Source organism: Mesorhizobium sp. 128a (assembly GCF_053848025.1).
In genome coordinates this window covers 299,584-312,052 of the sequence record NZ_JBSPKY010000002.1, presented here as the reverse complement: position 1 = coordinate 312,052, position 12,469 = coordinate 299,584, and the positions used below count along the sequence as shown (strand labels likewise).

General features: G+C 64.4%; 13 protein-coding genes. 3 read left to right on the top strand and 10 right to left on the bottom strand.

All coding sequences use genetic code 11. The annotated features are described in order from the left end of the window. Window positions 1-170 precede the first annotated feature (170 nt). From ACWTU9_RS05235 to ACWTU9_RS05215, 5 genes are all read right to left on the bottom strand, one after another. The gene (locus tag ACWTU9_RS05235) at window positions 171-416 is read right to left on the bottom strand and encodes a MoaD/ThiS family protein (protein ID WP_023712829.1); all 246 of its coding nucleotides are present in this window, start codon (window positions 414-416) and stop codon (window positions 171-173) included. A 61-nt stretch (window positions 417-477) separates the two neighbouring features. Continuing rightward, complete coding sequence (locus ACWTU9_RS05230; protein WP_455857373.1) at window positions 478-2,742, bottom strand: xanthine dehydrogenase family protein molybdopterin-binding subunit; 2,265 nt, start codon at window positions 2,740-2,742, stop codon at window positions 478-480. Window positions 2,743-2,745: 3 nt separating this feature from the next. Beyond that, window positions 2,746-3,222, bottom strand: a complete 477-nt coding sequence (locus tag ACWTU9_RS05225) for a (2Fe-2S)-binding protein (protein WP_455857372.1) — start codon at window positions 3,220-3,222, stop codon at window positions 2,746-2,748. Beyond that, window positions 3,222-4,082 carry an FAD binding domain-containing protein gene (locus ACWTU9_RS05220; RefSeq protein ID WP_455857371.1) on the bottom strand — a complete coding sequence of 287 codons (861 nt, stop codon included), beginning with the start codon at window positions 4,080-4,082 and terminating at the stop codon, window positions 3,222-3,224. The genes ACWTU9_RS05225 and ACWTU9_RS05220 overlap by 1 nt, the downstream gene beginning before the upstream one ends. Before the next feature lie 141 nt (window positions 4,083-4,223). Next, on the bottom strand, window positions 4,224-5,180 hold the full coding sequence (locus ACWTU9_RS05215; protein WP_455857370.1) for an SDR family oxidoreductase: 957 nt from the start codon (window positions 5,178-5,180) through the stop codon (window positions 4,224-4,226). Between the two features lie 95 nt (window positions 5,181-5,275). On the opposite strand from ACWTU9_RS05215, the gene ACWTU9_RS05210 reads away from it, so the two are divergent. Continuing rightward, complete coding sequence (locus ACWTU9_RS05210; protein WP_455857369.1) at window positions 5,276-6,184, top strand: LysR family transcriptional regulator; 909 nt, start codon at window positions 5,276-5,278, stop codon at window positions 6,182-6,184. Here ACWTU9_RS05210 and ACWTU9_RS05205 read toward each other — a convergent pair. The 3 genes from ACWTU9_RS05205 to ACWTU9_RS05195 all read right to left on the bottom strand — a co-directional run bounded on the left by ACWTU9_RS05205 (window position 6,148) and on the right by ACWTU9_RS05195 (window position 8,648). Continuing rightward, window positions 6,148-7,323, bottom strand: a complete 1,176-nt coding sequence (locus ACWTU9_RS05205; protein ID WP_455857368.1) for an MFS transporter — start codon at window positions 7,321-7,323, stop codon at window positions 6,148-6,150. The two genes, ACWTU9_RS05210 and ACWTU9_RS05205, sit on opposite strands and share 37 nt — an antisense overlap. Before the next feature lie 207 nt (window positions 7,324-7,530). Continuing rightward, window positions 7,531-7,839, bottom strand: coding sequence for a DUF1244 domain-containing protein (locus ACWTU9_RS05200; protein WP_454573051.1), 309 nt, complete (start codon window positions 7,837-7,839; stop codon window positions 7,531-7,533). Window positions 7,840-7,850: 11 nt separating this feature from the next. Beyond that, window positions 7,851-8,648, bottom strand: coding sequence for an N-formylglutamate amidohydrolase (locus tag ACWTU9_RS05195; protein WP_455857367.1), 798 nt, complete (start codon window positions 8,646-8,648; stop codon window positions 7,851-7,853). A 248-nt stretch (window positions 8,649-8,896) separates the two neighbouring features. On the opposite strand from ACWTU9_RS05195, the gene ACWTU9_RS05190 reads away from it, so the two are divergent. Further along, window positions 8,897-9,385, top strand: a complete 489-nt coding sequence (locus ACWTU9_RS05190) for a DUF1036 domain-containing protein (protein ID WP_454573495.1) — start codon at window positions 8,897-8,899, stop codon at window positions 9,383-9,385. Further along, entirely contained in the window at window positions 9,382-10,827 is a 1,446-nt protein-coding gene (gene pyk, locus ACWTU9_RS05185; protein ID WP_455857366.1) for a pyruvate kinase, read from the top strand. The genes ACWTU9_RS05190 and pyk overlap by 4 nt, the downstream gene beginning before the upstream one ends. An 8-nt stretch (window positions 10,828-10,835) precedes the next feature. On the opposite strand, the gene ACWTU9_RS05180 is transcribed toward pyk, so the two are convergent. Together ACWTU9_RS05180 and ACWTU9_RS05175 are read right to left on the bottom strand one after the other, a co-directional pair. Then, entirely contained in the window at window positions 10,836-11,300 is a 465-nt protein-coding gene (locus tag ACWTU9_RS05180) for a hypothetical protein (RefSeq protein WP_455857365.1), read from the bottom strand. A gap of 5 nt (window positions 11,301-11,305) precedes the next feature. Continuing rightward, window positions 11,306-12,373: an alpha/beta fold hydrolase gene (locus ACWTU9_RS05175; RefSeq protein ID WP_455857364.1), complete on the bottom strand. Its 1,068-nt coding sequence runs from the start codon at window positions 12,371-12,373 to the stop codon at window positions 11,306-11,308. Between the last annotated feature and the right edge of the window lie 96 nt (window positions 12,374-12,469).

The following is a 12,469-nucleotide window of genomic DNA, read 5'->3' as shown; positions in this document are numbered from 1 at the left end:
CAGCCGGCCGTAACCTTGGAGATATGAGGATGTTCTGGGAGGGTCGAACGGGTCGGTTGGTGAAACGGCGGCTATCCGGTGACTCCGCCCTACTTGCGGATAGTCCGCTACCGGCTAATCCAAGAAGCTCGCGGCCCTGATGCCAGGCGATAGCAACGGCAGCTCCTCCACTACCCCCCAGCCAGCCGCGGCAGCAGAAAGATCTCCGCCCCCTGTGGCAGTTCCTTAGACCAGGTGTCGCGATAGATCGTGCCGTCGATGGCCACCGCGATGCCCTTCTCGATCCACGGCTCGATGCCGGGATACTGTTCAGCCAGTTTCCTGAACAGCTCCCTAATGTCCTTGGCCTCGACCTCGACCTTGCTCTGGCCGCCGGCGAGTTGGCCCAGCGCACCCCAGAGGGTGACTTCAACCATCAGGGATGACCCCCATACGATCGCAGCGTGAGCCGAAAGCTGCTTTGCACCTTTCGGCCCTCTAACCTTGTCGCTCCGCCTCGATCGCGGCGAGGACGCGGGGCGGCGACATCGGGATGTGGGTCATGCGCACGCCGGCTGCGTTCGACATCGCATTGCCGATTGCCGCAAGCGGCGGCACGATCGAGGTTTCGCCGACGCCGCGCACGCCATAGGGGTGGTTGGGGTTGGGGATCTCCAGGATCTGCGTGTCGATCATCGGCAGGTCCGAGCAGACCGGGATGCGGTAGTCGAGGAAGCCGGCGTTCTGCAGGCGCCCGTCCTTGCCGTAAATATACTCCTCGTTGAGCGCCCAGCCGATGCCTTGCGCGGCACCGCCCTGGTACTGGCCCTCGACATAGGTCGGGTGCACCGCCTTGCCGGCATCCTGGATCACCGTGTAGCGGATCACGCGCGCGGCGCCCGTCTCGGGGTCGACCTCGATATCGCAGATATGGGTGGCGAAGGAGACGCCGGCGCCGTCGGCGACGAGTTCGCTGTGGCCGGCGATCGGCCCGCCGGTCTTGCCGGAAGCAGCTGCAATCTCCTTCAGCGACAAGGCTGCTAGGTTGCCGTACTTCTCGCCCTTGGCGATGGCATGGCCGTTTTCCCAGACCACGTCGTCGACGGGGATGTCCCACATCTGGGCGGCGCGGTCGCGCAGGATTTTTATCGCGTTGCGGGCGGCCGAGATCGTCGCCATGGAGGACGAGAACGTGCCGCGGCTGCCGTCTGTCATGTCGTTGTAGCCGAGGCTCGAGGTGTCGGCGACCACAGCCTTGAGCTGGGCATAGTCGATGCCGAGCTCCTCCGCCGCCACCAGCGACAGCGAGGCGCGAGAACCACCGACATCGACAGTACCAACGGCGAGCGACACCGAGCCATCCATGCCGATGTTCAAGTCAACGCAGGTCTGGCCGCCAAAATTGAACCAGAAGCCACAGGCCATGCCGCGGCCCTGGTTCCTGGCCAAGGGCGCCTTCATGTGCGGATGGTGCTTGGCCGCTTCCAGCGTCGGGCCGATGCCGATCGGGCCGTAAACCGGACCGTAGGACGACCTCGTACCTTCCTGCGCGGCGTTTTTGATGCGGAACTCGACCGGATCCATGCCGAGTTCCTTGGCCAGTTCGTCGACAGCGCTTTCCACCGCGAACGCCGCCATGGGTGCGGAGGGCGCGCGATAGGCCGCGGTCTTCGGCCGGTTGACCAGCACTTCGAAGCCGACGGTCTTGACGTTATCGAGCTTGTAGCAGGCAAACGCCGTCATGGCGCCGATCTCGGCCCAGGTGCCGGCATAGGGTCCGCTGGTGTAGCGCAGCGTCGCCTCGGCGGCAGTGATGGTGCCGTCCTTGCGGGCGCCGATCTTCACGTCGATCGAGGTGGCGCTGGTCGGGCCCGAGGCGCGGAACACCTCGTCGCGGGTCATGACCAGCTTTACCGGACGGCCGGCCTTGCGCGACAGGGCCAGCGCCACCGGCTCGGCCCAGACATGGGTCTTGCCGCCAAAGCCGCCGCCGATCTCCGACGAGGTGACACGCAGTTTCGAGGCCTCCAGCCCGAGCAGTTGCGCGCAGTGCTGGCGGTAGACGAAATGGCCTTGCGTGCAGACCCAGAGGTCGGCGGTGCCGTCGAGGTTCACGTTCGCCACGCAGGCATGCGGCTCGATATAGCCCTGATGCGTCTGCTCGGTCTTGAAGGAGCGCTCGACAATGAAATCGGCATGGCCGAAACCCTGATGGACATCGCCGTGGCCGAACTGGCTGCGCTTGGTGACGTTGGAAGGCTTTACCGGCTTTTCCTCGAGGCCCTCGGTAAAGATCGTGTCGTTGATCAAGGGGGCGGTGTGCTTCATCGCCTCGTCGACATCGGTGACATGCGGCAAAAGCTCGTAGTCGACCACGATCAGCTTCAGCGCCTGCCGCGCCGTGCGGGCATCGACAGCGGCGACCGCGGCCACGGCATGGCCGTCATAGAGCGCCTTGGTGCGCGCCATGCAATTGTCGAGGACGTCGTACATGGCGGCATCGCCATCGGTGAGGTCGGGCAGGTCGGCGGCGGTGATCACCGCCTTCACGCCGGCCAGCTTTTCAGCCTTGGAGGTGTCGATCTTCAGGATCTTCGCATGGGCGTGCGGGCTGCGCAGCACGCGCCCGACCAGTTGTCCCGCCATGTTGAAGTCGGCGCCGTAGCGCGCGCGGCCCGTCACCTTGTCGACGCCGTCGGGGCGGATGGGCCGCGTGCCGACGGATGAGAATTTGCGGCCCGAAAAGCGTGGATCGAAATTCATGGCTTACGCTCCCTTCATCACGTTGGCCGCGTCCTGGACGGCGCGCACGATCTTGTCGTAGCCGGTGCAGCGGCAGAGGTTTCCGGCGAGGCCGAAGCGGATTTCTACTTCCGTCGGTTCGGGATTCTTGGCCAGAAGGTCCTTGGCCGCGATCAGGAAGCCCGGCGTGCAGATGCCGCATTGCAGCGCCGCGTGCTCAAGGAATTTCTCCTGCAACGTATGCAGCTTGTCGCCATGCGCCATGCCCTCGACGGTTTCGACAATTCGGCCCTCGGCTTCCGCGCCGAGCACCAGGCACGAGCAGACCAGCCGGTTGTCGAGGATGATGCTGCAGGCGCCGCAGTCACCAGTGCCGCAGCCTTCCTTGGCGCCGGTCAGCCCGAGCCGGTCGCGCAGGACGTCGAGCAACGTCTCGTCGGGTTGGCAAAGGTACTCGACGTGATCGCCGTTGATTGTCGTTGAAACTGCTACACCGGCCATCATTTGCCTCCTGCACGTGCGTAAGCGGTCGTGGCGGCCCGTCTGGCCAGCACGCCCGCAACTTTTCGTCTGAACTCGATGGTGCCCCGCTTGTCGTCGATGGGCCGGCAGGCCCCGGCGCAGACTTTTGCCAGCCGCTCGAGCGCTGCCTCGTCGAGCTTCCTGCCGATGAGCGCCTCGGCTGCCTCCTCGACGAGAAGCACGGTCGGGGCGGCTGCGCCCAGCGCAACGCGGGCGGCCGTGATGACGCCATGTTCATCGAGCGTCAGGTTAACGCCGGCGCTGACCACGGCGATGTCCATCTCGGTGCGCGGAATGAAGCGCAGATAGGCGTCGCCCGAACGCGGCGCCCGCTTGTCGAGCAGGATAGCCTCGATGATCTCGCCCTTGGTGAGCGATGTCTTTCCAGGCCCGGTCGGCACGGCCTCCACGGCAATGGTGCGCTTGCCCGAGGGGCCGGCAACCACTGCCTTGGCGCCGGCGGCCACCAACGCCGGAACGCTGTCGGCGGCCGGCGAGGCGTTGCAGAGATTGCCAACAATGGTGCAGCGTCCCTGGACCTGCTTCGAACCGATCAGCTTCGCCGCTTCGACGACGCCAGGCCAGGCCTTCTTCAGCCCTGAGTTTTCTCCCAGCACCGCGCAGGGGACGGCGGCGCCGATGCTGAAGCCATCGGCTGTTTCCCTGATCTCGCTCAAGCCCTCGATCGCCTTGATGTCGACGATCAGGTCGGGTTCGACAAAGCCGCCCTTCATCCTCACCAGGAGGTCGCTGCCTCCCGCCAGAATGGCGGCCGGGCCAACCGCCCTGGCGAGCTCGCCGACGGCATCTTCTATCGAAAGCGGACGTATGTAACGCATCGTCTCCCCTTGAAATCAGCAATGTCGGCAACCGTTATAAACAGTCTCCTTATAATGACCATCCGGTTGCTGATTTCCGCGATTGGGCCAGGCACGGGGTGGGTTTCATACCAAGCGTGGTTGATGCTCTACACTGTATGCCTACGCTGCGTCTTTTTCACGACCGGGGTTGATGCCGATGTCATCGAGCGCCTCGGCCACGGCCTGATCCAGCGGCGTGTGCGGGACTTCGCCGATAATGCCTTCCAGCCGGTCGGACACGAGCCGGTGCGGTTCGAAGCGCAGGTAGGACATCGAGACGATCTCGCGCCACATCGCCACGAAAGGGCTGCCGGCGCGCAGCACCCACCAGGGCATGAAGGTCAGCTTCAGGGGATGGCCGAGCGCTTTCTCGGCCGCGGCCTTGATGTCCATGTCGGTGACGGCATGGCCGGGGAAATTGAGCGCTTCGTAAGAGCCGAGCTTTTCGAGGTTCTTCGCCAGCCCGACGAAGGCCACCGCGAAGTCCGGCAGATAGGCCCATTCATGCACGAGGTTGGCCGGGCCGGGCGCGGTATAGACGCCCTTGTTCATCTTGGCGGCGACGACCAGATCGAACCATGACCCGCTGCCGGTGCCGCCGAAGAAATCGCCGGCCCGCAGGATGATGGTGCGCACCCGGCCGGCGTCCGCCTCGCGGCGAAACAGCGCTTCCATGGCGCAGCGGATGCGGCCCTTCTCGGTGGTCGGGCGGAAGGGCGTGTCTTCGCTCACCACCTGTGGCATCGGCGAACCGTAGTTGTAGACGGTGCCGGGGAACAGATGCAGCGCACCATTGGCATGGCAGGCTGCCATGACGTTTTCCGCCATCGGCAGGCACTTGCCCCAGTCGGTATAGATCGGGTTGAGGCCGTTGAAGATAATGTCGACGCCCTCCGTAGCGCGGATCAGCGCCTCGCGGTCGAGCGCGTCGCCGGCAGTGGCGGTGGCGCCCTTTAGTTCGGCCGGCACCTTGCCGGTGCGGGTGATGGCGCGGACGTCGAAGCCGGCGTCGATGAAGGCCTTGCCGACCACGCGGCCGAGCCGGCCGTTGGCACCCAGAATTGCGACCTTGGTCATCTTTCTTCTCCGTGTTTGTGTTTGCACACGGAATATGATGCCTTCATATGCGAATGAAAATTGACTACGATTGGCGTTTTGATATTCATAAATGAATGGCTGAGATCGACTGGAACCTGATCAAGAGCTTCGTCACCGTGGCGGAAACCGGCAGCCTGTCGGCTGCGGCGCGAAAGTTGTCGGCCAGCCAACCGACGCTCGGGCGTCACATCGGCGAACTCGAACAGGCGCTCGGTGTCACCTTGTTCCGGCGCGGGCGGCGCGGCTATGCGCTGACCGAAGCCGGCGCCACGCTGTTCGAACGCGGCAAGGCGGTGAGCGAGCAGGCGAGCGCCTTTTCGCTGCTGGCGCTGGGCTCGGTCGAGGCGATCGAGGGCACGGTGCGCATCGCCGCCAGCGAGGTGGTGGCGGCCTATGTGCTGCCGAAGATGACGGCGCGGCTAGGCATCGAGGAGCCTGGCATCGAGGTCGAGATCGTTGCCTCGAACCAGGTCGAGAACCTGTTGCGCCGGGATGCCGACATCGCCATCCGCATGGTCAAGCCGGCGCAGAACGAACTGATCGCGCGCAAGGTCTGCGATATTGCGCTGTGCTGCTGCGCGGCCAAATCCTATCTCGACCGGCACGGCCGTCCGCTCAAGCCCGCCGACCTGGTAGATCACCCGTTGATCGGCTTCGACCGCAGCGACGAGATGATCCGCGGCTTTACGCAAGTTGGCATCCCGGTCATCCGTGGCAGCTTCCGCTTCAGGACCGACAACCAGATCGTTCTGTGGGAGGCGCTGCGGGCGGGGAACGGCATCGGTCTCGGCCAGGAGCCGTTGGCCGACAGCGACCCATTGCTGGAAAAATTGCTGCCCGGAATGCCATTGCCCCGCCTGCCGGTGTGGCTGGCGATGCATCGCGACGTGCGCACCAGCGTGCGCATCCGCCGCGTCGCCGATTTCCTCTACGAGGAGCTCAAGCGCTATTCGGCGGGTGCGGCCGCGAACTCGGCGCGGTGAGCGAGACCGGCCATCAACAGCACGACGATCAACAGCGCCGACATGGCGACGAAGATCGGTCCGAAGCTCGAATGCTCGGCAACGAAGCCGATCGCCGACGGCGCCACCAATATGCCGGAATAGCCCATGGTGGTCACCACGCTCATCCCGGTGCCCGACGACATGCCTTCCTGATTGCCGCCGGCAGAGAAGATGATCGGCACCATGTTGGCGATGCCGAAGCCGCAAACGGCAAAAGCCGCGATGGCGATCCAGGGTGACGGCGACAGGCCCGCGATCAGCATGCCGGCGGCGGCCGCAATAGCCGAGCCGCGCAGCGTTGCCACCGCGCCGAAGCGGTTGCGCACCCCGTCGCCGAAGAAGCGCATGACCGCCATGACGCCGGAGAAGGCGGCGTAGGCGAGGCCGGCAACGGCGAGGTCGGCGCCGAGCTCCTGCCTGAGATACAGCGCCGCCCAGTCGAGCACGGCGCCTTCCGAGATCATGGTCAGCAGCGCCATCAGCCCGACCAGATAGACCAGCGGATTGGCTGGCAGGGTAAATTTGTGATGTTCGGCGGCCTGCGGCTTGTCCTCGGCGATGAGGTAGCCGACCGCCACGGCTATGACGGCAAAGGCGATGATTGTGACGACAGCCGCATGGGCGAGGTGGCCGTAAGTCTGGATGGCGTAACCGCCCAAACCGCCACCGGCGAAACCGCCGAGGCTCCAGAAACCGTGCGACGACGACATGATGGCGCGGGAGAGCCTTCTTTCCACCACCACGGCATTGGCATTCATGGCGACATCCATGCCGCCGATCGAGCCGCCGAAGATGACCATGGCAATCGCCGCCAGGGGCACGTTGGGCGCCAACGCCACGACCAGCAGGCCGAGGCTGCCGCACAGGCCGAACCAGCGCAGCACCGTGCGCGAGCCGTGCCTGGAGATCAAATGGCCGCACCAGCTCATGGCCGCTACCGCGCCGACGCCGAACAACAGAATCAGCAGGCCGAGCGTGAATTTTGTGATGTCGAGCCGGGTCAGGAACACCGGAATCTGCGGCGCCCAGCTGCCGGTCAGGAAACCGTTGGCGAGGAAGATGGCTGCTACGGCCCATCGCCCGCGAATGGCGCTCTGCATCGCGTTTTGCGCGTCCATGTCCCGAATCCGGTCAAAAAATGGCTTTGAACGGCAAATTAGATCGATTCAATTTTCAGTCAAGCGCTCGCGTGGGGAAATGCTTGGACCAAAGGCTGAAGCATGACCGGACCGTTCGTGGCGGATGATCGACGTTGGAGATTAGCTGAAACGCCTCTCCCTTGCTCCGCCCTAGAATGACGAAGTCACGGGTTGGCCGAGCGGGCCCTAATGATCCCTCGGCCGTCTCGCCTCGAATTCCGCCTTCTTGGCGTCTGAAGCCTCGGTCTGGTTCAGCGCCTGCCAGTCGGCGTAGGGCATGCCGTAGACGATCTCGCGCGACTGATCCTTGGATAGATCGACACCCTCGGCCTCAGCGGCTTCGCGATACCAGTTCGACAGGCAGTTGCGGCAGAAGCCGGCGAGGTTCATCAGGTCGATGTTCTGCACGTCGCTGCGTTCGCGCAGGTGCCCGACCAGCCGCCGGAAGGCGGCGGCCTCGAAATCGCGTCTCTGTTCGTCGCTGAGTTCGGTCATTTTATCGATCCTCACAGCGGCCCGGTGCGCGAGCCGAACATCTTCACCTGATGTATATCGGGACGGCGATCGATGGCGTCAACGATAGGCGTCAGCCGTTCGGCCCAGGCCAGCGCGCCCTTGCTGTCCGCGATCAGGTCCTGGCGGATTTCGATCAGCGCATGGGCAAAGCCGTTGACGATGGCGTGCTTGAACATGGTGTCGCCGCGCAGCGCGCCGTCATAGGGTTCGTTGTCGCCGACGACGAGGTCTTTATCCTGCGCGAGCATGTCGATCAGCGGCCGCGCAACGCGGTCGTCGAGGTCCCAAAGGATGCCGACATGCCACGGGCGCACAACGCCTTGCATGACCGGCGTGAAGGAGTGCACGGAGAAGATGAAGGGCGCCTTGCCCGAGGCCTGCGCCACCGAGGCGATCATGGCGCTGACCGCGTTATGATAGGGCCGGTAGAAACCGTCGAGCCGTCTTTCGCGTTCTGCCAGTGCCATCGGGTAGTTTCCCGGCACGAGGGTGCCGTCATAGAGCTGACGGATGAGCGTTGGGTCGTCCTCGCCGCGATTGGGGTCGATCAGCAGGCGCGAAAAATTGGCGATTACCGCCGGTACGTCGAGCGCTGCCGCCAGTTCGCGCGTTACCGCCTCGACACCGATGTCGTAGGCGATGTGGCGCTCGAGTTCCACCGCCGGCAGGCCGAGGCTGCCATACTCCTCCGGCAGGTCGCTACGGGCATGGTCGGCGACAAGCACCATGCCTCGCTTGCGGTCGCCCTCGACAATATCGACAGGCGCGAAAACTGTGGATCGGGTCATTGGCTGGAAATGGTCTGTTCGCTGGCTTCCGGGGAGGGTGCTATCGTCATTACCCACGAAGAGGACGATGGCGCAATGCCGTTGTTTGGCCACGGTTTCTGCGAAAATCCGGTCATGCGCGGCAAATCGCGCGCCTGGGGCCTTTCTAAATCGATTGGAATTGGACAGAACGGCGCGTTGACATGCGCCCGGACTTTTCCGAAAAGGGGCGTTGAGAGATGCAGATGACGTTGTTGAGGGGTTTCGGGATGGGTTCCGCCGGCAGGCCGCGTGCGCGCACCGCCTTTGCCGTGCCGCTCCTGACCTTGACCGTGGGGCTCGCCGCGCTGGTCGCGGCCTCGCCCGCCCGCGCCGATTTCCGCGTCTGCAACGCAACGCAGAACCTGGTCGGCGTCGGCATCGGCTACCGCGCCAAGGCCGGCTGGATCACCGAGGGGTGGTGGCACATCGAAGGATCGAGCTGCAAGACGCTGATCGAAGGGCCGCTGTCATCAAGGTTTTACTATCTTTATGCAGAAGACGCCGAGCGTGGCGGGCGCTGGGATGGCCCGATCAACATGTGCGTGGCCGAAAAAGAGTTCAAGATCGCCGGCGTTACCGATTGCGTCGCCCGGGGCTTCCAGCGCGCCGGATTCCAGGAATATGACACGGGCGAGCAGGCAAGCTGGATGGTCCAGCTGACCGATGAGTCCACAACGGGAGGCGCTCCAGCCGCCCCGGGAACAAACAGTCAATGAGACGTAGCCGCAAGGTCAAGATCCTCGCCACCATCGGTCCGGCCTCCTCATCCGAGGAGATGCTGCAGAAGCTGTTTGAAGCCGGCGCCGATGTCTTCCGCATCAATATGAGCCACACCGACCACGAGCTGATGCGTACGCTGGTCGCCCGTATCCGTGCGGTGGAGGAAAAGGTCGGCCGTCCGATCGGCATCCTGGCCGATTTGCAGGGGCCGAAGCTCCGCGTCGGCAAGTTCGCCAACGGCAAGGAGGTGCTGACGGCTGGCCAGACCTTCACGCTCGACAACAATCCCGAGCCCGGCAATTCGACCAGGGTCTACCTGCCGCATCCCGAAATCCTGAGTTCGGTCGAGGCCGGCCATCGTCTGTTGATCGACGACGGCAAGCTGGAGCTCAATGCGGTGAAGAGCGACGGCAAGTCGATCACCTGCACGGTCGTCGCCGGCACCACGATCTCCGACAAGAAAGGCGTCAGCCTGCCCGACACCGACCTGCCGGTCGGCGCGCTGACCGAGAAGGACCGCAAGGACCTCGATGCAGTGCTGGCGGCAAACGTCGACTGGGTGGCGCTGTCCTTCGTGCAGCGGCCGGAAGATCTCGCCGAAGCCCGCAAGATCGCGCGTGGCCGGGCGCTGATCATGGCCAAGATCGAAAAGCCGCAGGCCGTTGCCCGGCTGGCCGAGATCATCGAATTGTCCGACGCGCTGATGGTCGCGCGCGGCGATCTTGGTGTGGAAATGCCGCTGGAAGCCGTGCCGGGCATCCAGAAGCAGATCACGCGCGCGGCGCGCCGCGCCGGCAAGCCGGTGGTTGTCGCCACGCAGATGCTGGAATCGATGATCACAGCACCAGTGCCGACCCGCGCCGAAGTCTCCGACGTCTCGATCGCCGTGTTCGAAGGCGCCGACGCCATCATGCTGTCGGCGGAATCGGCCGCCGGCGCCTATCCGGTCGAGGCGGTAGCAATGATGAACCGCATCGCCACCAAGGTCGAAACCGACCCGACCTATGCCGGCATCATCAACGCACAGCGTTCGGAACCGGAAGCGACCGGCGCCGACGCCATTTCGCTCGCCGCGCGCGAGATCGCCGAAACACTGAAACTGTCGGCGATCATCACCTATACGGCGTCGGGTACCACCGGCCTGCGCGCCGCGCGCGAGCGCCCGCAAGTGCCAATCATCGCGCTGTCGCCGATCCTCAACACGGCGCGGCGGCTGTCGTTGCTGTGGGGCACGCATTGCGTCGTCTCGCCCGACGCCATCGACCTCGACGACATGGTCGACCGCGCCTGCCGCATCGCTTTCGACGAAGGCTTCGGCAAGCCGGGCGACCGCGTCATCATCACGGCAGGTGTGCCGCTGAGGACGCCGGGCTCGACCAACATGCTGCGCATCGCCTATGTCGGATCGGACGTGCAGGCCAGCCGCAACATAGGCTGAGCGAGGCTTCAACTCGCCACAGTTCGCAGCGCTCTTGCCGCGGCTTCGGTGTGATCTATGCGTCGAAGGAACCGGCGAGCGCGGCGAACGGGGTCGTGCAGGTACTGGTCCGGACCCAGTATCTTTCGCCGGTTGAGTTCGGCAGTGTCGAGCAGATCGAAATCGACTTTGCTGATTGCGCAATGCCACCCGGGGCTGAGTGAAGCCCAGCCTCTTTCGTGGTGCTTCAGCAGCCGCTCGCGGGCGGAGTAGCCATGGTAATCGAACCCGATCACGCCATTCGTCACATAGATGTGGTTTCCGGAAAAGCCGTCGCCTGGAAGGATCCGTTCGCCGTAAAATCCCTCCAGCGGGGGATGCTCGAGAAAGGTGCCGGCGAGAATGGCGCACGCGCCGTAACCGAAGAAGATGCGGTCCGGCAACGCCCATCGCTTCTCCGGGTTCTTCTTGATGCCGTGCTTCAGGACATACATGGCGATCAGGTCGGAGCGAGTTGCGCGTCGGGCACCGTGATGTCGGGGCATTGCCCCTCATTATAGGCATCGCCGGCGATCCGGGCTTCCACGGTTTTCGCCAGCGCCTGCAGGTCGACGTCCTTTCCCGCAACCTTTTCGATGGCGCCGACGACGAGGTCTGGCGCGATCCAGTCCGGCTTGTGGCCGAGATTGTGGACCCAGATCAGTTCGGCGCCGGGGATGTCCCTGACAAGGCCGACCGAATGGATCGAGGCATAGACCACCTTGTCGCGATCGCCTGAGATGACGATCGTCGGCGCGGTGATGTCGCGGTAATGCGGCGCAGCCTTGAGCGCGTAGTCGTAGAGGCCGGCGACATCGATCGCGTTGGCGCGGAAGGCGCCGGGACGCAGCACCAGCGGGATCGAGGCGTTGCCGACATAGCCGTCCGGCACCTTGTTGGGCGAAAACACGCAGGCCGTGGCGCTGTTCATCTGCAGCGTGCCGGCCGGATAGGTCAAAGTCTCCGAGAACAGCCGGCCAATGATGGGGGTAGCGGTCAGCTTGTAGTACCAGGCGGTCGCGCCGCCCGGCCAGGGATGGCTGACGGGCGACAGGAAGACCAGGCCCGATGTTTTGTCCGGGTACTGGCGGCCAAAGGCTGCCGTTATCGCGCCGCCGAAGGAATGGCCGACGATGACCGCCTTGTGGATGCCGAGACGGTCCATCAGCCTGGCAATGGTGTCGGCCTGCGCCGACGGGCTTTCATTGTTGCCGGGGCCGCGTGCCGACCAGCCGAAGCCCGGCCGGTCGAGGAAGACCATTTCGGCGCGACCTTCGAGCAAAGGCCTGATCGGCAGCATCTGATCTCTTAGGTTGGCGCTGGCGCCGTGAATGAAGACGATCGCCGGAAGCTCGGCATTCTGCGGCGCCGGCACGTGGACATAATGGATGCGGGCGCCGTCAATGTCGGCAAATTCGCCGGCAGGCGGATTGCGCCACTCGATCAGCCACGCGCCGGCGCGGGTGACACCGACGAGAGCAAAGACCAGCGCGAGGAGGAAGGCAAAGGCAGCGTAAATGAGGTTCATGCGCGGAGATACGGGGGTGGAGGGGGATAAGTTCTAGGGCAGTAGGGCAGTAGGGCAGTAGGGCAGTAGGGCAGTAGGGCAGTAGGGCAGTGTAGG